Below are 23,838 nucleotides of genomic sequence, written 5' to 3' on the forward strand. Positions count from 1 at the left end.
TCCCTCAACATCGGGAGGTATATTTAACCCAAGTTACCCAGGTTAATTATACTGCGTCTTAAATATATCAATCAACACATCGGGTGGTACTATTTTATTCGGAAAACTTTCCATTAAATAAAGTACCTTGGTAATGGACTCATGGCTAAGTCCCATTCTCAAACCAAAATTATATAACTTAACAACGCCTTTTGAATTATTGTTATCTCCATACTCTTGTTCTATATTCATTAATAATACAAGCCTATGGAACTGCACGATTCGTTCGCTATGTGATTTTAAATGTGTGTAGCTAATAGGGTTTTCAAGAAGATATTCAAAATCTTCACGAGAAATGTCTAGCTGTTTAGCCACACCTAATAAAAAATTATACTCAATTCGTTTAATGTCTTTATCATACTTGGCAAAGGCTATCATTTCTGATAAAAGACTTAATTTTTCTACTCTATTAATCATTTCAAGGGGATTAATCAATTACATTATAAAGGTAAGGACAAGAGTTTCATTGTTGTCGTGGATATATTGTAACTTATCGAAAAGTGACTCGTACTTAATCGAAAAAAATATTTATTTCGTCAACACCCGAAATAATTTTAACCAAATAAATTGCATTTTATCAAATCCAAAAGCTGTACGTAATCAAAACAAAAGACATACAATTAATTGATTTACAAATATTTATAAGTGAATTTTATTGATTTAAACAAGCATTAAAAGGTTTTAAAAATTTAAGCTATGACTAAAACTTTAAAAACATCAATAAAGCCCGTACCTTTGTGAGAAATCGATAAAATACATACCTATATCAGTACAAATATTTTATATATGACAAATAATGATATTTTAAAAAAATTACGGGTGGCCTTAAAGCTTAGAGACGATGATATTGTAAAGATTCTCTCGTTAGTAGATTTTAGAATCTCTAAAAGTGAACTAGGAGCCTTTTTTAGAAGAGAAGACCATCCAAAATATATGGAATGTGGGGATCAAATTCTACGAAACTTTTTAAATGGTTTAGTAATTCATTTAAGAGGACCCATGCCAAAAAAGAATGCAACTGCGAACACATCACAAAAAAAGAGCAACACATAGTGTTGCTCTTTTTAGTCTATAAAATCTATTTCCTCTTAAGATAATACCTGCTGTACTTTATCTGCAGCTTCCTGAAATTCCGTAGCGCTTAATACGGCCAAACCAGAATTATCTATCAGTTCTTTTGCTATGTCTGCATTCGTACCTTGTAAGCGAACAATAATTGGAACATTTATGTTCCCCATGTTTTTGTAAGCATCAATAACACCTTGGGCAACGCGATCGCAACGCACGATTCCTCCAAAAATATTAATTAAAATAGCTTTAACTGCCGGATCTTTTAAAATGATTTTGAAGGCAGCCTCAACACGAGCAGCATCCGCCGTTCCTCCAACATCTAAGAAATTTGCAGGTTCGCCACCCGCTTGTTTGATTAAATCCATAGTAGCCATAGCTAGACCTGCTCCATTAACCATACATCCTACATTACCATCTAAATCAACATAATTCAACCCTAATTCACCGGCTTCAACTTCAATAGCACTTTCCTCACGCACATCACGCAGATCCACATAATTTTTGTGTCTATATAAAGCATTGTCATCAATAGTTACCTTGGCATCAACTGCCATAATTTTATCATCGCTGGTTTTTAATACTGGATTAATCTCAAATAACGACGAATCTGACTTCACATAAGCCGTATATAAAGCGGTAACAAACTTTGTCATTTCTTTAAAAGCTAAACCAGAGAGTCCCAAATTAAAAGCTACTCTTCTTGCTTGAAAAGGCATGAGGCCTACCGCTGGATCAACTTCCTCCGTAAATATTAAATGCGGTGTCTCTTCTGCAACGGTTTCGATATCCATACCTCCTTCGGTAGAATACATAATCATATTACGTCCAGTGCCTCTATTCAATAAAACAGACATATAAAACTCACTTGTTTCACTTTCTCCTGGGTAATAAACATCTTCCGCTACAAGAACTTGATGTACACGCTTACCCGTAGCCGATGTTTGTGGAGTTACCAAATCCATTCCTATAATCTGTCCTGCAAGCTCTTCAACTTCTTTTAAATTTTTAGCTAATTTAACACCGCCACCTTTTCCTCGGCCACCTGCATGTACCTGAGCCTTTATAACGTGCCAACTGGTACCAGTTTCACTTGTTAGTTGTTTTGCAGCCGACACAGCTTCCTGAGCATTTTGTGCAACAATACCTCTCTGGATACGCACTCCAAAACTGCTTAATATTTCTTTACCTTGATATTCGTGTAAATTCATAATACGATAAAATAATTTAAGAAGCACAAATGTAAATAATAGGCTTAACTTACCCTAATATTTAATTATGAAAACTTTCTATAATCACACATTCTAACAATTGTTAAATATTTAACATTTTGTTTATTTTGTATAATTTTTTAGCGTTTGCTTTGTAATTTTCGATAAAAAAATATCTTTGACGAAAATTTGAAAATTATGTTAGAAAATCAATTGCTTAAAATAGCACAAGATTTTGGGAGTCCAGTTTATGTGTACGATGCAGAAAAAATTGAATCGCAATACAAACGATTAACAGATGCATTTAAAGGCGTTAAAAAATTAAAATTGAACTATGCTGTTAAAGCATTATCTAACATATCGATATTAAAACTATTTAAATCGCTTGGTTCTGGCATTGATACGGTTTCTATTCAGGAAGTGCAACTCGGCTTAGCTGCTGGTTTTTCTCCTGACCAGATTATATTTACGCCCAATGGTGTTTCTCTAGACGAAATTGAGGAAGCCGCACAGTTAGGTGTAAAAATAAATATTGATAATTTATCTATTCTCGAGCAATTTGGCGCAAAACACCCAAAAGTACCAGTCTGTATTCGTATTAACCCACATGTTATGGCAGGTGGCAATGCCAATATTTCGGTTGGGCATATTGATTCAAAATTTGGAATTTCTATTCATCAAATACCTCATGTATTGCGTATTGTTGAAAATACTAAAATGACCATTAATGGCATACATATGCATACAGGTAGCGATATTCTTGATATTGAGGTTTTCTTATACGCGAGTGAAATTTTATTTGAAACTGCAAAACAATTTAAAAACCTTGATTTTATTGATTTTGGTTCTGGTTTTAAAGTGCCTTACAAGGCTGGTGATATTGAAACAAATATAGAAGAACTTGGAAAAAAACTATCTGTAAGATTCAATCAATTTTGTAATGAATATGGTAAAGACCTAACGCTTGCCTTCGAACCTGGTAAGTTTTTAGTGAGTGAATCTGGTAACTTTTTAGTAAAAGTAAATGCTGTTAAGCAAACTACCTCAACAGTATTTGCACAAGTTGATTCTGGTTTTAATCATCTTATACGCCCCATGTTATATGGCTCGCATCATGATATTGTGAACATTTCTAACCCAGACGGAAAAGAACGCTTCTATACAGTTGTAGGTTATATTTGTGAAACGGATACCTTTGGAAATAACAGGCGTATAAATGAAATTAATGAAGGTAATATTTTATGCTTTAAAAATGCAGGTGCTTACTGTTTCTCAATGGCCAGTAATTATAATTCTAGATACCGACCAGCCGAAGTTTTATGGTATAAAAACAAAGCGCATGTTATTAGAAAAGCAGAAACTCTAGATGATATTTTAAGAAACCAAATTGAGATAGATTTTTCAAAGAAGAAAGCAAAACCAACAACTGTTTAAATAAAAAGCGCTTCTTAAATGAAGCGCTTTTTATTTAGCTGTACAAGATTTATTTCTTTATAAATGTTTTAGACAAAACACCCTGATCTGTTCTTAAAGCGATATGATACCATCCAGATTTTAACTGGTTTACTTGAATGGTATGAGTTGCTGGTCTTTTCAATACTAACCTCCCTTGTATATCATATATTAAAACTTCATGGACCTTAAGGCTCTCATTTAAATAAAAAGATAATTCATTGCCCACTGGGTTCATTTTTAAACGAAATCCTGCAAGAGTTTGGCTATCAAAAGAATCTGTACTTAAAGGAGACATAATCAAGCTTTCCATTATTGTAAACGACTGATTGCCTATAATCCCACTTGTTACCTCAACATTTGTAGTTCTAAAAACCAAATCCCCTGAACTATTATCATAATAATGATAGGAGGTTTGAGTAAGGTCTCCAACTTTTATCCCAACAAACAACTCTACCTGTTGAATTAATTCAAGTCTTGTTACTGTTCCAGAATAGGCCCCTCCACCCACATCATTCATAGATAAAGCTCCATAGGCATCGACTGTTGTTGTCATAGTTCCTGTAAAGGTTCCTGAAACTCCACTATAAGCAAAATTTCCTGAAATACTATTCCCGTTATTACTAGTATTGTAAGCATAAGGAAATGTTCCTACAAAGCCCAAGTCACTATATTGAAGCGTTAAATCCATCTGCTCTAATCCTGTAACATCAACAACATTTGCAGCCTCCAAAGCGTACAATTTGATTTCTTCTGTACTCGTATCTGTGGTTGTTAAAAGTATATTAGTAAAAGGAAAAGCTATGGCTTCTGGGTCGCTAGGGCTAATATCTTTATAGGCATCGGTTGATGTAGTCCCAGAAGCTATTAAATTATTAAAAACCCAGTTAACGTTTTCTCCTTTAGCACTTTGATCTAGAGTCGTACTTGTAGTAACTACAGCGTATTGCGTAGATGGCAAACTAAAAAATTGGTTAATGCTTTGACCTGATAAGCATATTGGCATTAAAAATAAAAGGTGGAGTAATTTTGTTTTCATAAGCAATTAATTTATAACATGTTAGTTAGCAAACAAAGTTATATAAAACGAAAAACTTTATATCAGGTATATGCATCCATACATCGAATTCAGTCGCTAAAAGCATTTAAACACATGATTACCAATAAAATACCAATACATTTTTATTGATTGCTGTCTGTTCTAATTAAAAAATGACTATATTTAACATATAAGTATACTCACTTCTCTCTCTCAAATAGCAACCTGCGATTGATTGCCCTGAATGGATTCCAATGAGGTTAACCTGTTAATATGGTTTGTTACAAAACTTAATATTAATTTAAAACCAACTAAAATGAAAAAACTAGTATTTCTTTTTCTCTGCTTGCCCCTATTTGCTATTTCGCAAAACGAATCGTTCTTGCTAACCCTCTCCGAGGTTACTGTTAAACCTGGCCACGATGCCCAATTTATGGAGGCCTTAAAATCCTATAAAACATGCTATTTGAAAAACGAGGGCGAGGACAAATGGAATACCTGGAAACGCCTTCAAGGCGAGGGCAATGTATACACATTTACTGGTAGAATGGTCAACTGGGCCGAAATGGACGAAGAGGACGACCCAGCTGGAAAGGCCTGTCAAAAGGTAGTCCTCGATGAAATAATGCCCCATGTAAAAAGTTTTCATTTTAATATAGCCCGTTTTATGCCAGACGTGAGCAGAACAGAGCCATTTTCTGGGGACACTGGTCTAGTTTGGGTATATAATGCTAAAACAAAAAACAGCAAGGCTTTTAAAGAATGTGTAAAGGAGGTAGCTACAGCCTTAAAAGATGCTGAAGGTGATGGAAGAGGTTACTGGTATTCCGTTATCGGCGGTGCACCTAATGTAGCGGATTATTTTATCAGTATTCCATTCAAGAATTTTGCAGAAATGGATGTAGACCGTGATGGTGTTTGGAAAGTTTACGAAAACGCCAATGGCAAAGAAAAGACTGATGCGCTAAGGGAAAAGTTCAGAAAGGCGGTATCCAAAGACTGGTCTTTCATCTATACGCTTAAAAAAGAACTATCTAATTAGATTTGAAGATTGTATGCATAAAATCCCGTCAAGTTTGATGGCATTTTATGCATAACTATTTCTTTTCAAAAAAATTCCAACCACTAATCCATTAATTATGAAAACTTACTCTAAACTCTTGTTTTGCCTGTTGCTTTTTTGGGCCATGTCTTGTGAAGACGCACAAGTAAAAAAGAACATTACCACCTACACCAACGTTTGGGACGGCATTATCAATGATGGCAATCTTGATTTGATCAACGACACCCATTTCGACACCAAGATAACTATGGTTTCCAGTCCCAAAAACGTAGTTGGTATTGAAGATTTTAAAGCCTACTATTCCAATTTTATCACTGGTTTTTCTGAAAGGGAATTTACGATTGAAGACATTTTTGGTGATGGTGATCAGCTCGTAAAAAATTGGCGGTTTAAAGGAAATCATACCGGGGAGTTTTTTGGTATGCCGGCCTCAGGGAAAATAGTAGATTTAACAGGTGTGACCATTGCAAAAATGAAGGACGGTAAAATTATTCAGGAACAGGATTTTATGGACAATATGGTGTTTATGAGCCAAATGGGCATTGATCCTTTTTTAAATCCAAATAATGTCAACTTGCTTAGGCAATTGTATAACGATTTTGCCAATGGAAATATTGAAGCTGTTGGTGCCGTTATGGATGAAAACCTGGTTTGGAACGAAGCCGAAAATTTCCCTTTAGCCGATGGCAACCCCTATAAAGGCTTTAAGGCCGTTTTAGATGGTGTATTCTCAAGAATTATGTCAGAATGGGAATACTGGAATCTTACGGATTTGGAGTTTCACGAAATGACCAACAATAAAGTTTTGGTTGAAGGCAGGTATGACGCCAAATACAAAAAGAATGGTGCCAAATTGAATTTGCAAATGGCCCATCTCTGGACACTTAAAGATGGTAAAATTATTTCTTTTCAGCAATATGCAGATACTAAAGGGATTGCTGATGTTATGTCTAAATAATATTTCGCTCCAAAATGAAGTTAAAAATAACGCTCATTCTCGCATTGGTTCTTACCACTATCAGTGTAACCATTTGGGAAGGCTATTGGCGCACTCAAACAGATTATTACATTGCCTTTTTAGAAGACGATAGAAACTTATGGTCTCAAGAAAGAGCAAAGGTTGAGACCGCAACTTCAAAAGATATTATTCTATTAGGCGCCTCCAGAACGGGTTATAACTTTAACACCCATGTTTGGGAAGAAATTCAAGATATAAAACCAATTAACTTAACCGCTAACGGTAAACCTCCAGGCCCATTTTTAGAGGACATTGTGAACAACACTTCCTTTAATGGCACCATCATATTTGGTGTAACACCAATTGCAGTTTTTGTTTTTAATGGAGGAAGACGGTGGCGGGTTGCCGAAAAATGGATTGACCATTATTACAACAGAACTTATGCGCAACGTTTGGGCTTTGAGCTATCCAAACCCTTAAAAAGGAATCTGGTAACACTCAGTGCATCAGAACTTACAGCATATAACGATTTAGATTTAAAATCTCTTATAAATAGAATTTCAATAGATGATGGCAGAATCAAGACCCATAATTCCAATTTAGTAAAAATTGGATACAATGATGAAGATAGAAATTTAATCATGTTTCCACGATTAACAAACAACCCTATTTATCAAAAAGAAATAACGGATCATTGGAATAATGTCCTCACTAATGCCTTTCCTGAATATTCTGAAAAAATCGAAAAAGTGGTTTCAAAGTCCATAAATAATTTGGAAAATTTAGTCCAGACTTTTAAAAACAGAGGGGGTAAAATAATATTTATCCGACATAAAGCAGAAGAAGATTGGAACAAACATACAAAGCGCTCCATGCCTCGGGATAAAGTCTGGGACAGATTCATTGAGACCGTTGATTGTCCTAGTTATCATTTCGAGGACTATGATTTCATGTCTAAACACCACTTACCAGACTGGTCACACATGAATGCTGAAGATGCAAAAACATATACTAGAGATATGGTGAATCAATTAATAAAAGATGGGCATTTAACTAAACACTAACAACCAAAACCAAACAAAAATGAAACTCAAAAAATCACTAGTCTTAGCCATTTCAATAACACTTATTGCCACAGTTGCATGGGAACTCTACTGGAGGTCTCAAGGGTTCCACCCTACCCTAAATGATGAAAAAGCCCTTTGGGCCATGACTAGGGCTAAAGTTGAAACAGCTACAAAAAATGACGTCATCATTTTAGGCTCATCAAGAGCATATTTCGATATTCAAGTAGATCAATGGCAAAAATCAACGGGAAAAGCCCCCCTTCAGCTAGCATCAACAGGCTCCTCTCCCCTTCCAATCTTTAATGACATAGTAAATAATACTAATTTTAACGGAACCGTCATAGTGGGAGTAACTCCAGGCTTGCTATTCTCTACAACCTATCCCAAAGCTTTTCCTTGGGAACGCCCACAATCCAAAGTAGACTTTTATCAGGATAGAACCTATGCCCAACGACTCAATTTTTTGCTATCAGTTCCCTTGCAAAACAATTTAGTATTGATGTCTGCCGATGAAGAAGAATGGGATGACGATATTGACTTAAAATCTTTGTTAAAGCGTGTAAACTTAGGGAAACGTGATACCATACCGCCTCCACCCCCATTCTATAATTTTGGAGATGTATCAATTCCTAGAAATATTAGTATGATGCCTCGAACGGTAACAGATACCGTCTTTGCTAAATCAATTATAGACGTTTGGCACTTTTTTGGAAAAGGTGCTCCTCCTCCTGAAAAAGATGCCACCACAGCATTCTTTATGAAAGATGTAGAAAAATTTAAAGCCAAAGGAGGGAATCTTATCTTGATTCGCCCACCTTCTAGCGGAGGCGTGAGAATGGGAGAAAAAATGGGACTACCCAGAGAACGATTTTGGGATTCACTAGTAAATGTAGCCAATGTTAAAAGCTATCATTTTGAAGACTATGATCAATTCAAAGATCTAACCTGTCCCGAAGAATCACATCTTTCTCTTGCAGACGCCAATTTTTATACTGAAGAGTTAGTGAAAATTTTGAAAGAAGACAATGCATTAACCAACCAAAAACCTAACTAATCATGCTATTTAATTCACTAAGTTTTATACTGTTTTTAATCATCGTTCTTGCCCTATACTATGCTAAAATCCTGAACTGGACCAATAAAAAACGTATGCTTCTGCTTTCTAGTTATGTGTTCTATGGTATGTGGAATCCGCCTTTGGTCATTTTGCTTTGGATATCAACCATGGTAGACTGGACAGCAGGTAAACGTTTGGCTGTTGAAGAAAACCAAAAGAAACGTAAAATGTGGTTGCTACTCAGTATGCTCGTAAACTTGGGGTTTTTGGGTTTCTTCAAATACGGCGATTTTCTACTTGAGAATTTTGTAACCATAGTTAATAGTATCGGTATAGATTTTAAAGCCAAACCCATGGATATCATTCTTCCCATGGGTATTTCCTTCTACACCTTCCAGACCATGTCTTATACAATAGATATGTACAAAAGAAAGACCGAACGTGCCAGAACGTTTTTGGATTTCGCTTTGTATGTTACCTTCTTCCCACAATTAGTGGCTGGACCTATTGTTAGAGCTAAAGAATTAATTACACAGTTTTATGAGCCTAAAAAAGCGACTGCGAATCAATTCATCTGGGGATTATTTTTATTGACCATTGGATTGTTTCAAAAAGTAGTGATGGCAGACACCTTGTTAGCAGGAACATCAGACAAAGTATTCGGTTCTAGCAAACTCTTGCACGGAGTTGACGCTTGGGTTGGTACCATTGCATTTTCTGGACAAATATTTTTTGATTTTGCCGGATATTCCACCTGTGCCATCGGAATTGCCTTAATGTTAGGTATTATTCTACCAGATAACTTTAAATACCCCTATGCATCCCTTGGTTTTTCAGATTTATGGAGACGCTGGCACATTTCGTTATCTAACTGGTTACGCGATTATTTGTACATTCCATTAGGTGGAAATCGCCATGGTATAACTAGAATGTATGCCGCTTTAATGATTACTATGTTGCTTGGCGGTTTATGGCATGGCGCCGCCTGGACTTTTATGGTTTGGGGCGGTTTACACGGAACTTATTTAATATTAGAACGATTACAAAGACGTTACTTACCCTTTGAGATCACTAAATGGAACGGTATGTTTCTAGCCTTTGTAACCTTTAGTTGTGTGAATATTACATGGGTATTCTTTAGAGCCAGAACCTTTGAAAAAGCATGGGACATGATAAAATCCATGTTCTATATGCAAATTGCAGGAGAAAAAATATTGGATACCTTTACAATTGTAAAAATATGTACGGTAATTGGAATCATGTTTTTGTGCCATTGGTATATGAGGAATACCTCCATGAAAGAGGTATCGCTTAAAACATCACCTTATGTTTTGGGTATAGTCTGGGCTATTATGACATTTCTATTAATCATAGCTCAAGGGAGCGGCGAACAGTTTATTTATTTTCAATTCTAAACCGAAATAACCTTCCAACTTATGAAAAAACAAATCCTTGTAATTGCTATAATACTTTCATTATCAAACGTATATAGTCAGACTAAAATTTTAAAAGCAAAAGCTTATTTGAATGTAGAAAGTGGCAAACTGATAAGTCCCGCTTTTTTAGTTGTTGAGAATAATATTATAGCAGCTATAAACCCCAGACGCTTACCTGACGAAGCAGAAATTATTGATTTAGAAGACAAAATTCTGTTACCTGGACTTCTCGATATGCACGTACATTTGGACTTAGATTTTGTGAAAAACTACCAATTTTTACCAGTTACCGAAAATGGTAGTAAAGCGACTTTACGAGCTGCTAAGAATGCCAAGAAAACATTATTAGCAGGGTTCACAACTGTTAGAAATATTGGTCAAACTAACCCTACGAAAGAACTTATAGGTGTCTCATTAGCAGAGGCTTCCGAAGCAAATTGGATTCCATCACCAAGAATTATTCCTTGTGGACATATGATAGGTATAACAGGTGGTCATGCCGATATTGCCATGATGGGTAATTATGCAGAAGGTGTTTTTGATTTAGGCTTTGAAAATGGCATGATTAATGGAAAAGATGAGGCACTAAAGGCGGTACGTTATCAAATAAAATATGGCGCTAAAGCCATCAAAATTATGGCTACAGCGGGAGTTTTATCATTAGAAGAATCTGTTGGAGCACAACAAATGACTGATGATGAAATGAAAAGTGTTATTGGTGAAGCGCACAGGCACAACTTAACTGTCGGTGCTCATGCACACGGAACAGAAGGAATAATTGCAGCCATAAAAGCCGGTGCAAACTCCATTGAACACGGCTCATTACTTAATCAGGAGTCTATAGCTCTCATGAAAGAACATGGAACCTACTTGGTGCCAACCACGGGATTGGTTGATGAAATCATAAAAAATTATGATAAAATGGACAATCGCTTAGTTAAAAAAGCCAATTACATCTTACCTAAAGCCAAAGAAAGCTTAAGATTAGCCATAGAATCGGGTGTTAAAATAGCCCTTGGAACCGATGCTCCTTTAATTCCTCATGGCCAAAACATAAAAGAGCTTTATGCTATGATGGATCGGGGAATGACTGCAAAACAAGCTATTCAATCGGCCACCATAAATGCCGCGGAATTATTAAATTTACAGGATCGCGGCAAAATTAAAACAGGGTATCTAGCTGATATAATAGCCGTAGATAATAATCCATTAGAAAACATACAAACTCTTTCTACGATTAAGTTTGTAATGAAAGATGGTCAAGTATTTAAATTAGAAAAATAATTATACATGACAGCCATAAAGTCTAAAAGAATTGAATCCATTGACATTTTAAGAGGCCTTGTTATGATTATCATGGCTCTGGATCATACGAGAGATTACTTTCATTACGGTGCTTTTTTTTCAGATCCTACAGATTTAGAAACTACGACACCATTTTTATTTTTCACGAGATTTATAACACACTATTGCGCTCCTGTTTTCGTGTTTTTAGCAGGCACTTCAGCTTTTTTATATGGAAGGAATAAAACGAAACCAGAACTTTTTAAGTTTTTATTTACTCGAGGTTTATGGTTAATTGTTCTTGAGGTTGTTGTAAATAACTTTTTCTGGTGGTTTGATATTTCTTATAGCTTTATTGTACTTCAAGTTATATGGGCGATTGGTATTAGTATGATTGCGTTGTCTTTACTTCAATTTCTTCAAAGAAAAGTGCTTCTTGTTGTTGGTTTCGTTATTTTGTTTGGTCATAACATATTAGATTCAATTGTATTAAAAGGGGACAGTCTCGCAGCAATACTATGGTATATCTTACATCAGGGCGGACAGCTTGCTACAGGTCCTAATTCGGTGATTGGTGCTTACTATCCTGTCTTGCCATGGATTGGTATTATTATTTTGGGGTTTTGCCTAGGAACATTATATGACAAAAGTTTTAAATCTAGAACACGACAAAAATGGCTGATTATTCTTGGCTTTGGAGCTGTTATATTATTTTTTATAGTACGAGGACTTAATGTTTATGGAGACTTATCGCCTTGGTCATATCAAAGCACCACAACCAAAACCATAATGTCATTCTTTAAGGTAACAAAATATCCGCCATCCTTAGCTTACTCCCTTATTACATTAGGCCCTGCCCTGTTGTTTCTTTTTGCTATAGAGAACATTAAAAACAAGATTACCGATTTTCTTTTAGTATTTGGCAGAGTGCCACTATTTTACTATTTCCTTCATATCCTAGTTATTCATCTTCTTGCTGTACTTGGCCTTATTATGCTTAACGGTAATTGGAGAGATATGATACTTACAGCAAACACTTTTAAAAATGCGACACTTATAAACTACGGATATTCTATTGCGATTGTATACATGGTATGGTGCTTTGTTATTGCACTCTTGTATTACCCCTGCAAACGTTATATGCTTTACAAAGCTAACAACAAAAATAAATGGTGGTTAAGCTACCTATAAAATTTAGAAAACAATGAAATACATGCTTCAATTAGCTTTAATGATTTTGATGTTTAATCATGTTTTAGCACAAAAATTCACACCACAAGTCCAAAAATTCATTGCCATTGATACTTCCATAGTAGCTATCACAAATACAACACTTATAGACGGTACTGGTGCTCCTATTAAACACAACCAAACTATCATTCTCAAAGACAAACTAATTCTAGAAGTTGGAAACTCAGAGCAGATAGAAATACCTGAGATGGCCTTAATTATTGATGGTACCAACAAAACTGTAATTCCAGGACTAGTTATGATGCATGAGCATTTGTTTTATACCAAATTTTTTGAAGATTGGTTTAGCATAGGACAAATGAGTTTCACTTTCCCTAGGTTATATCTTGCAGGTGGGGTCACCACCATGCGAACCGCAGGCAGTATACAGCCCCAATCTGATTTAAACGTAAAAAAGTGGATTAAAGAGGGCAAAATGACCGGACCTAAAATGGATGTAACCAGTCCATTTATTGAACGCGCAGGATCCCCTATAGCCGAACTTGGTTTTATAGAAAATACGAGTGAGGTTTCAGAAATTGTAAACTTTTGGGCTAAGCGAGGTGTGACATCTTTTAAGTTATATAATCGAATAACGCAAGAAGATATGGTTGTATGTATAGAGGAAGCTCACAAAAGAAATTTAAAAGTGACTGGACATCTGTGTTCCGTTACTTACGAAGAAGCGTCGAACTTAGGTATTGACAATTTAGAACATGGGTTTATGGCTTCCACCGATTTTATGGCTAACAAGGTTGTAAATCAGTGTGATCCGTTTGAAGCCAGACAATCCTTGAATGATGAACCTATTGACAGTCCAAGAGTGAATAAACTCATTGACTTACTAATACAAAATGGCACTACTATTACCACAACACCTAATGTATTTGAACCTTGGACGAATCGAGAATTAATCCCCGGTGGCGGCGAGTTGGCTGTTGCTCCAGATGTTCTTCAAGATGTTAAGAATATTTATGACAGACTATCTGGTAAAGATTCCTTGCATCTAGTTCGTTTCAATAAAAATTTAATTTGGCTAAAACGATTTTATGATCAGGGAGGGAAACTCATGGCTGGAACAGATCCTACCGGAGCAGGAAGGACTGTAGCTGGTTACGCCAACCGACGTACTATTGAAATTTTGGTTGAAGCAGGGTTTCCGCTTCAGGATGTTATAAAAATATGTACTCTTAATGGGGCTATTTATTTGGAACAGGATGAACAGATTGGCACCGTTGAAAAAGGAAAAATTGCCGATCTTATTTTAATTAGTGGTAACCTTGAAGACCATATTAAAAACATAAGAAATATGGAGCTAGTCTTTAAGGAAGGTATTGGTTTCAATTCAAAACTCATGTTTGAATCTGTAAAAGGGAAAGTAGGACTAAATTGATCATTCTCTAAGTTTCCCAGCAAATACAGAAACCTTAGAATTAAAAGGGTTACCAGAAGCTCTTCTTAGCATTACAACTTGCCCGCAATGCCATAAAGCATCGGCTATTGGGCCATTTATTATATTCCAAAATGGTACTTCCGTTTCGGAAAGCTGCAAAGGGTAATCTAAATCTCTTAAAGCGTCTGCAACGGTTTTAAAATTCATTAAGGTGCGTTTACGCGTTTCATCAAAATTCAACGTCGCATTGTTTTCATCTTTACTATCTAAAACACTATTTCTTATAAACTTAGACAACCCATAAATATGGTCTATCGTTTCTCCATTGGTTCTTCCAGAATCGCTCACCTTATAATCTAAATCTTTTGCTGATAAACCTTCTGTAGCCCAATAATATCTAAAACCTAAGCCATCAACCATTCTAGCAGCCACAGTTCCTGCTGAAAAAGATTCAGGATATTCCGGGATTTCATAATAAGGCAAATCTTCTTTGACTTGTCCATAACAAATAGCTGAATATCCTAGTAAAAAAGCAATGATTACATATTTCATTTTTTATACAATTTGGTGTTTCCTGTTTTTCAAGTTCTATTTTGGTTCTAAAGACATAACATAGTCATAGCTTTCATTTAGGTATTTCGCAACTGTATCTAAATCTTCCAACATATGGTCTGGAATGAGAACATACCCCTTCATTACAGCTCCGTACGATTTGTATATAGAAGATTGAAACTCTTTAATGTATTTTTCTTGAACGGCTTTGGGAAAGCGAATACCTATTTCTCCATCCTTGTTCAAAAGAGCAAACATATATCCGTTGGCAGAAGTATAAATCATAGATTTTCCTTTTCTGTCAAACCTTGGGCATTTATCGACCAAAGCATCAAATACTTTTAACCTTTCGTTCCAATCCATACCATCTAAAAAATTCAACTAGTTATAAACCATATTTATCGAATAAATACACTAGGGCTGTCATGGCGGCAGCTCCTAGTTCGAGCTCTCGTTTATTAACCGCATCAAATGTATCGTTACTAGCATGGTGGTAATCAAAATAACGTTGACTATCTGGACGTAAACCTGCCAAGACATTAGTTTCGGTCTTTAAAGGACCAACATCTGCACCACTACTACCTTGTTCAAAATAATGAATTAGGTAGGGCTTAAACAACGTATGCCACTTCCCTATTTTACTAAATGCTGAATCGCTACAATCAAAGCTAAAGCCACGTGGTGTAAATCCGCCGGCATCACTTTCTAAAGCAAAAATATGGCGTTCTCCTTTTCGCTTCGCATCTTCCGCATATTTTTTAGCACCTCGTAACCCATTTTCCTCATTCATAAATAGCACCACCCATATAGTTCTTTTAGGTTTAATCCCTGATGCTTTTAGCAGCCTTAAAACGTCCATAGATTGTACAACTCCTGCGCCATCATCGTGAGCTCCATCCCCTAAGTCCCAAGAGTCTAAGTGGCCTCCTACTACAATAAATTCATTAGGGTATTCACTACCTTTAATTTCTCCAATAACATTATAGGACTGCACGTCCTTTAATTGTTTACAACTCTGCTTGAAGAAAAACTTAATATTACTGTCCAATTTAAGCATTGTACTTAAAAGTTCAGCGTCGTTAGTACTAATGGCGGCAGATGGAATACGATCTTTAATAGAAAGGTTATTATAGGTCATACTTCCCGTGTGTGGCAGATCATCCAAACGCAAATTCATGGAACGTACAATAACACCCACAGCGCCATATTTTGCAGCCTCTACGGCTCCATTATATCTCTGATTAACGCAACCTTTATAGGCCTCGCTTGTATGTATTAAACTTGCTTGCATCGGCCTGTTGTAAAAAACAATGTTGCCTTCAATCTTATCCTTACCAAGGGAATCAAGTTCTTTAAAAGTTTTAACTTCTATTACCTGGGACTTAATCCCTAAAGCAGGTGTTGCTATTGAACCACCTAGGGCACAAATATTAACCGTTGTGGTTTTTCCTGGAGAAGATTCTATGTATGCATACTCTTTAGATCCCCTAACCCATCTTGGTACCATAACTGGCTGTAACCATACCTTATCTAATTCTAGTTTTTCTAATTCTGCCTTGGTATAAATTACCGCTTTTTCTGCCCCTAAAGATCCCGATAACCTGCTACCTATTTGATTAGATAAATGATTTAACCAATCGTAGCTTTTCCCATTAGTTAAGGATTGTGTATAAATTTCTTTAAATACTTGCTCGTCGGTCTGAGCCTGAAAACTCAGCCCAAATAACCCAATGCATAAAAGAATCAAAAACTTTATTTGTTTCATTCGCTTTTTTGATTTAAATATAGAACTTCTCACTAATATAAGAATGAACATTCATGCATAAACTTAAGTTAAAAAATGTTTAACCAGCGTAATGATTGTTAGTTGTTTAAGCCCCTCAAAAAGCGCGTCTTTTAGATGTGTGTATATTATTCAAAATTCATTCATTATTCAACTGCGTCTTATATGATTCTAAATGCGCCATAACTTCTGGGGCTAATTCAGGTTCTTTTATATCCGAATATGTTTTTAGGGTATCATAGATAATTTTAGCAACTATATATCGCGCGCTAGGTTTATCGTCTGCTGGTATGGCGTACCATGGAGCATAGGGTTTTGAGGTTCTATTTAGTGCATCTTCATAACAAACCTGATACTCATCCCAAAGCATTCTTTCTTTTAAATCACTAGGCGAAAATTTCCAATTTTTTTCTTGCTTATTCAAACGTCTTAGGAGTCTACTTTTTTGTTCATCTTTAGAAAGATTTAAAAAGAACTTAAAAATAAGTGTGCCATTTTCTGCAATATGTTTTTCAAAATTATTGATTTGTTCAAAACGCTTATCCCAAAAGGCTTCATCAATATCATTTAAACCTTGAACTGAAGGTATATTTTCTCCTAAAATATATTCTGGGTGCACGCGGGTAACCAATACATTTTCATAATGGGTTCTATTAAATACTCCGAATTTACCTCTTGCTGGAAGTGCAATATAATGCCTCCATAAATAGTCATGCTTTTTTTCTAAGTCTGTAGGAACTTTAAAGCTATGGACGACAACCCCTCTGGCGTTAAAGTCTTTGAACACCTCCCTAATTAAGCTGTCTTTACCGGCTGTATCCATACCTTGTAAACAAATAAGAACAGCATATTTACCATGTGCATATAAGGTATCTTGAAGTTTTCCTAATTCTTTTCGAATGTGCTTTAGTTCTGTTTTAGCATCTTCAATGACAACCTTTGTTTTTAAATCTTTTAACGAAATTTTGGATGTTACTTTGTAGTCTTTCATAGAAATGGATTAATGAAGATTAAATATATAAAATGCTATTGATTTTATCATAATTGATATTGATTGTTTCTATTTTAAATAGCTTTTATCCTGAACAAAAAAGTGTTATTTTGAGTATGATTATTTATTATGAGTAAAACTGTTATTATTCAAGCCAGTTCAAGAAGCAATGGAGACACAGGAAGTATTGTAAAGCACATACAGTCTTATACAAACTATGATATCATTGACTTAAAAACAAAGGACATTGGACACTACGATTATAATTATCAAAATCAACATGACGATTTTCCTGGCCTAATGGCGTTTATTATTAGCCATTATGATACAATCATTTTTGCTACACCTGTTTATTGGTATAGTATGAGTGGTATTTTAAAAGTATTCTTTGATAGGATTTCCGACCTTTTAAGAATTGACAAAGATCTAGGACGAAAGCTGCGCGGTAAAAATATGGCTATGATAAGTATAAGTAATCATGACGATATTATGCCTGGGTTCTCAATGCCGTTTAAAGAATCTGCTAAATATTTAGGCATGCATTATCTCGGCGATATTCATGCCTCTATAGAAAATAATGAAATTAGCGACCAAGTAAAATTGCGATTATTAAATTTTATAAAAGGTCTAAATACTAAGTGTCAGTGATTAAAAAAAGAAAGTCTAATAAAACTACTATTAGACTTTCTTTTTATTATTTACTAGCAAAAAGCTTAACATCTTGTTCGCTTACCTCGGCGCCTCCCAAAATAATTAGACGTTCTATAACATTTCTTAACTCTCTTATGTTTCCAGTCCAATCGTATTCTTGAAGCAGTTGTACAGCTTTCTCTGAAAATTCCTTTTTGGCTGTGCCTTGCTCACTAGCAATTTTATTTGAAAAATGGTTTACTAATAACGGAATATCGTCTCTTCTGTCGTTTAAAGCAGGTACCTTAACCAAAATAACAGCTAGCCTATGGTATAAATCTTCTCTAAACTTGCCATCGGCAATTTCCTTTTTTAAGTTTTTATTGGTAGCAGCAATAACCCTTACATCTACTTTAATGTCTTTATCACTTCCTACACGCTGAATTTTATTTTCCTGCAATGCTCGTAGCACTTTCGCTTGGGCAGACAAACTCATATCGCCAATCTCATCGAGAAAAATAGTCCCCCCATTGGCTGCTTCAAATTTTCCTGCTCGGTCCTTATTGGCGCTTGTAAAGGCCCCTTTAACATGACCAAATAATTCACTTTCTATAAGTTCTGATGGAATGGCAGCACAGTTAACTTCAATAAGGTTTCCTTTAGATCTGGCACTTTTTTCATGCAACCAATGGGCCACAAGTTCCTTTCCCGTTCCATTGGGTCCAGTAATCAATACCCTTGCGTCTGTTGGGGCCACCTTATCAATAATATCTTTGATTTGCGTAATCGCAGCACTCTCGCCAATCATCTCGTATTTTTTGCTAACCTTCTTCTTAAGAATTTTGTTTTCTACAACCAACTCTTTTCTGTCTAAAGCATTTCTAACCGTATTTAAAAGGCGGTTTAAATCTGGTGGTTTTGAGATGTAGTCAAAAGCTCCCAAACGCATTGTGTTTACGGCTGTATCTAAATCTCCATGACCAGAAATCATAACCATTGGAGTTTCTGGTTTAATTTTTTTAACAGCTTCCAACACTTCTACACCATCCATTTTTGGCATTTTAATATCGCAAAGCACTAAGTCAAAATCATCATTTTTTATTTTTTCTATTCCAATCAATCCATCTTCGGCCTCATCAACTTTGTAGGAGTCATTTTCTTCCGATAGAATTTTTACCAGCACCCTTCTTATGGCCGCTTCATCTTCAATTACTAAAATTTTTGACATCATTATAATTTAAATTTAAGTCCTGTTCTTAAATAAAACGCATTAACATCGTTCAATTTATAAACTTCATCTCTATTTTTATTTCTTAATACATTATTGAGCCTAAAGGTATAACCAGTGTACATATAAGCTACTAAGTGTTTAGTAAAGCAATATTCGTACCCAAATCCTCCTACCACTACAGATAATGAAATATACTCAATATTTTGATCTTGTAAATTTGGTGGATCTTGTACATGAGCCATGTACCCATCAAGGCCCACGAAAGCTTGTAAATTGCTTTGTTCGTTAAACGTATATTTAATATTAGCCTTGGGTATTCCGGCATTGTAACTCCAGTGATTATTAATCTCCCTATAATAGCTGATAAAAGGTAATGGAAATGGAATCCCTGTGGTAGCGTTATAAGTAAGTCCTAAAACTAAACGATAAGGATGTTCTAAACTCCTATCGTTTTTTCTATTATTAATAAAAAATATTCCTCCGTTAATAAAATAATCATCGGGTGATAAACTTTGAGTCAATGTTGATGCTATTCGTGGGTTAAACTGAATTCCGGCACGCCATTTCTCATTCCATTTAAAGGTATAGCCTAAGTTTAAATCAAGAACATGAATTCTGTCAATTTTAGATGTATCAAAAGGATAATTATCTTTTAAACTAAGTACAATACTGTTATACTCAACTCCGGTAATAAGATAAGTAGCCTCTTTTATTTTAATGGGGTAGTTAAGAATCCCTCTAAACCTTGAATAACGATCTTCTGATTTACTTTTGGGAATAAAAGAGTATTCAATTCTTGCCAAGTCTGTTACCTGACCCTGAACAAAGTGACTCCCAAAACTCAAAAATAACACGATGGATAGCCTGAATTTTTGATAAATCATATTGCACTACCCTTTAGATTTTTTAAAACTATTCTTTACTTTGAATGATATGCACATCTCTTTGAGGGAATGGAATACTAATATGGTTCTCTCTAAATAGTCTATCAATTTCAAAACGCAAATCACTTTTAGGAAATTGGGACGCAAAACTATCATTAATAGTGAATACGAGTTTAAAATTAAGTGCGCTATCTCCAAAGTCTGTAAATAGTACGACAGGCTCTGGTGAAGTCAATATGGCATCATGTGTAGAAGCTGCCTGAATTAATAGTTTTCTAACCAACTGAACGTCGCTGCCATAAGCAACACCAACTGTTACCGACGCCCTTGTAGTCGTTCCATTTTGCGTCCAATTGAACAGCATGTTTTCTAAATAAAAATGATTGGGAATTACTAATACCTTATTATCAATGGTTACGGCTCTTGTCGTTCTTAATTTAATTTCAACTACTCTACCCACCTTTCCGTCTATTTCAATAATATCTCCTACATGTACAGATTGATCGACCAAAATAAATATCCCAGAAATAATATCCTGAAACAAGGTTTGCAATGCCAAACCAATACCAATTAACAAGGCCGCGGATGCAGCAAATACCGCTGTTACATTAACGCCCGCAGAATCAAGAACTATTAACAGGACGATGAGATAAACTATCCATCTTGCAAAAGAAAAGACGGTATTAAACTTCACCTTATCTTCACCCGGCATTTTTCTAGTTACTAAGCGCTTGGCCCAACGTAATATATAGGTTGTTGCAAACAGCACCAATGCTACTAAAAGCACGGTTTTTACTTTAAGTACAATATCATGGGCGTCTTCACCAATGCCATAGTTAAAATCAATGATTTTAAACTCTAAAAACTCTACAAACCTTTCCCATAACGTGCTCTCGGTAATAGCATCGCCTACTTTATCAATACCTGCCTCAATCTTGTCCGACGTCTTTTGTTTTTGCATTTTAATACTTAATCCATTTTATTAATTCTTTATAACTCGGTTTTTTACCATACATTAGTATACCTACTCGATATATTTTCGCTGCAACCCAAACAGTAAGCATAAAAGTACCAATTAAAACTAATAACGATACCAATTGCTGCCATAAAGGTACTCCAAATGGAATTCTCATAAGCATGACCACTGGGGAAGTGAATGGAATAAAGGAAAAGACAGTAGACACCATGCCATGAGGATCTTCAATAACAGTAAAAACACCAATATAAACAGCTAAGATAAGCGGGATGATAATGGGTAGCATAAACTGTTGCGTATCGGTCTCGTTGTCTACTGCTGCCCCAATAGCTGCATAGAAAGAACTATACAAGAGATACCCCCCAATAAAAAAGAATACAAATGCCACGACTAAATTTACTAAAGGCAAATTGTAAAATGCAGTTAACATATTTTGCGCCTCTATAACCAATTCTGGAGATTCCATAGCTTGTTGTACGATTTGTTGCTGTGGTGTCTTCATTTGACTTGGTTCGATACCAAAAAACAAGGACACCAAAGTCATTAATATACCACCAAAAATAATCCAGATAGTAAACTGCGTTATTCCCGCCAATGAGGTTCCTATAATTTTCCCTAACATGAGCTGAATGGGTTTAACTGAAGAAATTATGACCTCAATAATTCTACTCGTTTTTTCTTCAATAACGCTTCGCATTATCATATTGCCATAAATTATTATGAACATAAATAACAAATACCCTGCTGCACCTCCAAAAATAAGCTTAACAACGCTATCTACTTTTGATGTTTTTTTACCTTCAAAACTCTCTTGAGCAATATCTACCCGAACCCTTGAAGTTTTTATTTTATTTAAATCAACCCCGTTCTTCTCTAAATTTAAATTGGTTAATTTCTTTTCTAGTTTATTTTCAATATTGGTAATAAAACTTAGAGATGGCGCCTCCTCTGAAAAAAACGTAATTCTACTTGAGCTAAACGCCGTATCTTGTAATTTACCGATATGCAGTAATCCACTACCTCGTGTTTCTCTTACTAATGTCTTGGCTTCACTAAGCGACATATTCTCAAGGACATGATAAGTAGTATGCTCGGAATTTATAAAGACATCCTTAACTAAACTAGACTCATCTAAAACTGTTATGACTCTAATTTTATCACTATTCATCTGAGATAAATAAGCAACAACCGCAACAAGCCCAATAAAAATGAGAGGACTAAGAAACGTCATAATAATAAACGCCTTATTCCTTATTTTGGTAAGATATTCTCTCTTTATTATTAATGGTAAATGGTTCATACTAGCTTTTCTTGACGTTCTGAATAAAAATATCATTCACACTTGGAATTAATTCCATGAAATGAGTTAGCTCTCCTTTTGATGTTAAATAATTAAGAAGCGCATTTGGAGATTCTTTATCTCCTAGTTTAATATTAAGCTTTAATTCGTTATCCAAGGTTTTAAAATAAGCATCGGAAACTATAAATTTCTCGGATAAAAGCTGCTTCAGCTCGTGGTTATCTTTAGTCCTTATACCGACTTCAAAGGTATTTATTTTATATTGACGTTTTATATCTACAAGCTTTCCATCAAGTATTTTATTTGACTTATGTAATAACGCAATATCATCACAAAGCTCTTCAACCGATTCCATACGATGCGTTGAAAATATGATGGTAGCACCCTGGTCTCGAAGTCTTAATATTTCGTCCTTTATTAGGTTCGCATTTATAGGGTCAAACCCCGAAAAAGGTTCATCAAAAATGAGCAGTTTAGGCTGATGCAAAACAGTTACCACAAACTGAATTTTTTGCGCCATTCCCTTTGATAACTCTTGAATTCTTTTATTCCACCAATCTCCAATTTCCAGGCGCTCAAACCAATATTTTAAGCGTTTTTTTGCTTCAAATTTCGATAAGCCTTTTAGCTGTGCCAGATATAAAGCCTGCTCACCTACTTTCATAGATTTGTACAAGCCTCGTTCCTCAGGAAGATAACCAATATCTTGAATATGCCTAGGGCTTAGCAAATCACCATCAAGATACACGCTACCACTATCTGGCATTGTTATTTGATTTATGATTCTAATTAAGGTTGTTTTCCCGGCCCCATTTGGTCCTAGCAAGCCAAAAATACCACCATGGGGGACTGCTATTGAAACATTATTTAGGGCTTTATAGCTTCCAAAACTTTTTGAAACTTCATTAACCTCTAGTAAATTATTCATGGTAATAAATTAAAGATAACCAATATCAGTTCACATATATAGTATGAGGACTTATGAACTTGTTACACATATTTAACCTAAAATTCTTCTTAAAAACAAAACCCACCCTTAAAAAATTAAGGATGGGAAAAAAATTGCTATGAAAAAGAAAAATTATCACTAAAAGAATTAGTGATGTTCAAATATAGTTTTTTTTTCTAAACTAATAGCAAAACTATTAGATATCTTTATTATTAAATTCAAAAAAAAATCCGCTGTGAAAGCGG

Annotated in this window: 23 protein-coding genes; 11 read left to right on the forward strand and 12 right to left on the reverse strand. The window is 35.2% G+C overall.

Annotation, left to right across the window (positions count from 1 at the left end; all coding sequences use genetic code 11):
• Positions 1-42: 42 nt before the first annotated feature.
• Entirely contained in the window at positions 43-456 is a 414-nt protein-coding gene (locus E5D58_RS00265; RefSeq protein WP_136479831.1) for a TerB family tellurite resistance protein, read from the reverse strand.
• A gap of 369 nt (positions 457-825) precedes the next feature.
• Here E5D58_RS00265 and E5D58_RS00270 point away from each other — a divergent pair, with 369 nt between their 5' ends.
• On the forward strand, positions 826-1,092 hold the full coding sequence (locus E5D58_RS00270; protein WP_136479832.1) for a DUF1456 family protein: 267 nt from the start codon (positions 826-828) through the stop codon (positions 1,090-1,092).
• Positions 1,093-1,127: 35 nt separating this feature from the next.
• On the opposite strand, the gene sucC is transcribed toward E5D58_RS00270, so the two are convergent.
• A complete protein-coding gene (gene sucC, locus E5D58_RS00275; RefSeq protein ID WP_136479833.1) occupies positions 1,128-2,318 on the reverse strand; it encodes an ADP-forming succinate--CoA ligase subunit beta in 1,191 nt (396 codons plus the stop codon).
• 198 nt (positions 2,319-2,516) lie between these two features.
• Here sucC and lysA point away from each other — a divergent pair, with 198 nt between their 5' ends.
• Entirely contained in the window at positions 2,517-3,752 is a 1,236-nt protein-coding gene (gene lysA, locus E5D58_RS00280; RefSeq protein WP_136479834.1) for a diaminopimelate decarboxylase, read from the forward strand.
• Between the two features lie 49 nt (positions 3,753-3,801).
• Here lysA and E5D58_RS00285 read toward each other — a convergent pair whose 3' ends face one another.
• On the reverse strand, positions 3,802-4,809 hold the full coding sequence (locus E5D58_RS00285) for a T9SS type A sorting domain-containing protein (protein ID WP_136479835.1): 1,008 nt from the start codon (positions 4,807-4,809) through the stop codon (positions 3,802-3,804).
• Positions 4,810-5,125: 316 nt separating this feature from the next.
• On the opposite strand from E5D58_RS00285, the gene E5D58_RS00290 reads away from it, so the two are divergent.
• The 8 genes from E5D58_RS00290 to E5D58_RS00325 all read left to right on the forward strand — a co-directional run bounded on the left by E5D58_RS00290 (position 5,126) and on the right by E5D58_RS00325 (position 14,297).
• Positions 5,126-5,851, forward strand: coding sequence for a hypothetical protein (locus E5D58_RS00290; protein WP_136479836.1), 726 nt, complete (start codon positions 5,126-5,128; stop codon positions 5,849-5,851).
• 97 nt (positions 5,852-5,948) lie between these two features.
• Positions 5,949-6,830, forward strand: coding sequence for an ester cyclase (locus E5D58_RS00295; RefSeq protein ID WP_136479837.1), 882 nt, complete (start codon positions 5,949-5,951; stop codon positions 6,828-6,830).
• Positions 6,831-6,844: 14 nt separating this feature from the next.
• A complete protein-coding gene (locus E5D58_RS00300) occupies positions 6,845-7,894 on the forward strand; it encodes a hypothetical protein (RefSeq protein WP_136479838.1) in 1,050 nt (349 codons plus the stop codon).
• Between the two features lie 19 nt (positions 7,895-7,913).
• Complete coding sequence (locus E5D58_RS00305) at positions 7,914-8,951, forward strand: hypothetical protein (RefSeq protein ID WP_136479839.1); 1,038 nt, start codon at positions 7,914-7,916, stop codon at positions 8,949-8,951.
• A 2-nt stretch (positions 8,952-8,953) separates the two neighbouring features.
• Positions 8,954-10,369, forward strand: a complete 1,416-nt coding sequence (locus E5D58_RS00310; protein ID WP_136479840.1) for an MBOAT family O-acyltransferase — start codon at positions 8,954-8,956, stop codon at positions 10,367-10,369.
• A 21-nt stretch (positions 10,370-10,390) separates the two neighbouring features.
• Entirely contained in the window at positions 10,391-11,674 is a 1,284-nt protein-coding gene (locus tag E5D58_RS00315) for a metal-dependent hydrolase family protein (RefSeq protein WP_136479841.1), read from the forward strand.
• A 6-nt stretch (positions 11,675-11,680) separates the two neighbouring features.
• Positions 11,681-12,865: a DUF1624 domain-containing protein gene (locus E5D58_RS00320; RefSeq protein ID WP_136479842.1), complete on the forward strand. Its 1,185-nt coding sequence runs from the start codon at positions 11,681-11,683 to the stop codon at positions 12,863-12,865.
• Between the two features lie 13 nt (positions 12,866-12,878).
• Entirely contained in the window at positions 12,879-14,297 is a 1,419-nt protein-coding gene (locus tag E5D58_RS00325; RefSeq protein WP_136479843.1) for an amidohydrolase family protein, read from the forward strand.
• Here E5D58_RS00325 and E5D58_RS00330 read toward each other — a convergent pair whose 3' ends face one another.
• The 4 genes from E5D58_RS00330 to E5D58_RS00345 all read right to left on the reverse strand — a co-directional run bounded on the left by E5D58_RS00330 (position 14,298) and on the right by E5D58_RS00345 (position 17,623).
• Positions 14,298-14,849, reverse strand: coding sequence for a hypothetical protein (locus tag E5D58_RS00330; RefSeq protein ID WP_136479844.1), 552 nt, complete (start codon positions 14,847-14,849; stop codon positions 14,298-14,300). It lies immediately after the preceding gene.
• Between the two features lie 36 nt (positions 14,850-14,885).
• Positions 14,886-15,230 (reverse strand): TfoX/Sxy family protein, encoded by a 345-nt coding sequence (locus tag E5D58_RS00335; protein ID WP_235835802.1) that lies wholly within the window; start codon positions 15,228-15,230, stop codon positions 14,886-14,888.
• Positions 15,231-15,234: 4 nt separating this feature from the next.
• Complete coding sequence (locus E5D58_RS00340) at positions 15,235-16,614, reverse strand: M20/M25/M40 family metallo-hydrolase (protein ID WP_136479845.1); 1,380 nt, start codon at positions 16,612-16,614, stop codon at positions 15,235-15,237.
• A gap of 157 nt (positions 16,615-16,771) precedes the next feature.
• Positions 16,772-17,623, reverse strand: a complete 852-nt coding sequence (locus E5D58_RS00345; protein WP_136479846.1) for a PPK2 family polyphosphate kinase — start codon at positions 17,621-17,623, stop codon at positions 16,772-16,774.
• A gap of 129 nt (positions 17,624-17,752) precedes the next feature.
• Between E5D58_RS00345 and E5D58_RS00350 the strand changes: the two genes are divergently transcribed.
• On the forward strand, positions 17,753-18,271 hold the full coding sequence (locus E5D58_RS00350) for a flavodoxin family protein (RefSeq protein WP_136479847.1): 519 nt from the start codon (positions 17,753-17,755) through the stop codon (positions 18,269-18,271).
• Between the two features lie 46 nt (positions 18,272-18,317).
• Here the strand turns inward: E5D58_RS00350 and E5D58_RS00355 are convergent, their stop codons facing one another.
• The 5 genes from E5D58_RS00355 to E5D58_RS00375 are packed head-to-tail and all read right to left on the reverse strand — an operon-like array spanning position 18,318 to position 23,572.
• Positions 18,318-19,481 (reverse strand): sigma-54-dependent transcriptional regulator, encoded by a 1,164-nt coding sequence (locus tag E5D58_RS00355; RefSeq protein WP_136480493.1) that lies wholly within the window; start codon positions 19,479-19,481, stop codon positions 18,318-18,320.
• A gap of 2 nt (positions 19,482-19,483) precedes the next feature.
• Positions 19,484-20,368: a DUF6268 family outer membrane beta-barrel protein gene (locus E5D58_RS00360; protein ID WP_235835803.1), complete on the reverse strand. Its 885-nt coding sequence runs from the start codon at positions 20,366-20,368 to the stop codon at positions 19,484-19,486.
• Positions 20,369-20,396: 28 nt separating this feature from the next.
• A complete protein-coding gene (locus E5D58_RS00365) occupies positions 20,397-21,329 on the reverse strand; it encodes a mechanosensitive ion channel family protein (protein ID WP_136479848.1) in 933 nt (310 codons plus the stop codon).
• 1 nt (position 21,330) lies between these two features.
• On the reverse strand, positions 21,331-22,644 hold the full coding sequence (locus E5D58_RS00370) for an ABC transporter permease (RefSeq protein ID WP_136479849.1): 1,314 nt from the start codon (positions 22,642-22,644) through the stop codon (positions 21,331-21,333).
• A 1-nt stretch (position 22,645) separates the two neighbouring features.
• On the reverse strand, positions 22,646-23,572 hold the full coding sequence (locus tag E5D58_RS00375; RefSeq protein WP_136479850.1) for an ABC transporter ATP-binding protein: 927 nt from the start codon (positions 23,570-23,572) through the stop codon (positions 22,646-22,648).
• Positions 23,573-23,838: the final 266 nt, after the last annotated feature.

Source organism: Cognatitamlana onchidii (assembly GCF_004804355.1).
Lineage (GTDB): Bacteria > Bacteroidota > Bacteroidia > Flavobacteriales > Flavobacteriaceae > Cognatitamlana > Cognatitamlana onchidii.

Excerpts from the sequence above, each read along its gene's own strand:
- E5D58_RS00340 (WP_136479845.1), bottom strand. The coding sequence starts at position 16,614 with ATGAAACAAATAAAGTTTTTGATTCTTTTATGCATTGGGTTATTTGGG.
- E5D58_RS00265 (WP_136479831.1), bottom strand. The coding sequence starts at position 456 with ATGATTAATAGAGTAGAAAAATTAAGTCTTTTATCAGAAATGATAGCC.
- E5D58_RS00300 (WP_136479838.1), top strand. The coding sequence starts at position 6,845 with ATGAAGTTAAAAATAACGCTCATTCTCGCATTGGTTCTTACCACTATC.
- E5D58_RS00370 (WP_136479849.1), bottom strand. The coding sequence starts at position 22,644 with ATGAACCATTTACCATTAATAATAAAGAGAGAATATCTTACCAAAATA.
- E5D58_RS00350 (WP_136479847.1), top strand. The coding sequence starts at position 17,753 with ATGAGTAAAACTGTTATTATTCAAGCCAGTTCAAGAAGCAATGGAGAC.
- E5D58_RS00285 (WP_136479835.1), bottom strand. The coding sequence starts at position 4,809 with ATGAAAACAAAATTACTCCACCTTTTATTTTTAATGCCAATATGCTTA.
- E5D58_RS00320 (WP_136479842.1), top strand. The coding sequence starts at position 11,681 with ATGACAGCCATAAAGTCTAAAAGAATTGAATCCATTGACATTTTAAGA.
- E5D58_RS00290 (WP_136479836.1), top strand. The coding sequence starts at position 5,126 with ATGAAAAAACTAGTATTTCTTTTTCTCTGCTTGCCCCTATTTGCTATT.
- E5D58_RS00270 (WP_136479832.1), top strand. The coding sequence starts at position 826 with ATGACAAATAATGATATTTTAAAAAAATTACGGGTGGCCTTAAAGCTT.
- E5D58_RS00360 (WP_235835803.1), bottom strand. The coding sequence starts at position 20,368 with ATGATTTATCAAAAATTCAGGCTATCCATCGTGTTATTTTTGAGTTTT.
- E5D58_RS00375 (WP_136479850.1), bottom strand. The coding sequence starts at position 23,572 with ATGAATAATTTACTAGAGGTTAATGAAGTTTCAAAAAGTTTTGGAAGC.
- lysA (WP_136479834.1), top strand. The coding sequence starts at position 2,517 with ATGTTAGAAAATCAATTGCTTAAAATAGCACAAGATTTTGGGAGTCCA.
- E5D58_RS00355 (WP_136480493.1), bottom strand. The coding sequence starts at position 19,481 with ATGTCAAAAATTTTAGTAATTGAAGATGAAGCGGCCATAAGAAGGGTG.
- E5D58_RS00345 (WP_136479846.1), bottom strand. The coding sequence starts at position 17,623 with ATGAAAGACTACAAAGTAACATCCAAAATTTCGTTAAAAGATTTAAAA.
- E5D58_RS00305 (WP_136479839.1), top strand. The coding sequence starts at position 7,914 with ATGAAACTCAAAAAATCACTAGTCTTAGCCATTTCAATAACACTTATT.
- E5D58_RS00295 (WP_136479837.1), top strand. The coding sequence starts at position 5,949 with ATGAAAACTTACTCTAAACTCTTGTTTTGCCTGTTGCTTTTTTGGGCC.
- sucC (WP_136479833.1), bottom strand. The coding sequence starts at position 2,318 with ATGAATTTACACGAATATCAAGGTAAAGAAATATTAAGCAGTTTTGGA.
- E5D58_RS00365 (WP_136479848.1), bottom strand. The coding sequence starts at position 21,329 with ATGCAAAAACAAAAGACGTCGGACAAGATTGAGGCAGGTATTGATAAA.
- E5D58_RS00315 (WP_136479841.1), top strand. The coding sequence starts at position 10,391 with ATGAAAAAACAAATCCTTGTAATTGCTATAATACTTTCATTATCAAAC.
- E5D58_RS00310 (WP_136479840.1), top strand. The coding sequence starts at position 8,954 with ATGCTATTTAATTCACTAAGTTTTATACTGTTTTTAATCATCGTTCTT.
- E5D58_RS00330 (WP_136479844.1), bottom strand. The coding sequence starts at position 14,849 with ATGAAATATGTAATCATTGCTTTTTTACTAGGATATTCAGCTATTTGT.
- E5D58_RS00325 (WP_136479843.1), top strand. The coding sequence starts at position 12,879 with ATGAAATACATGCTTCAATTAGCTTTAATGATTTTGATGTTTAATCAT.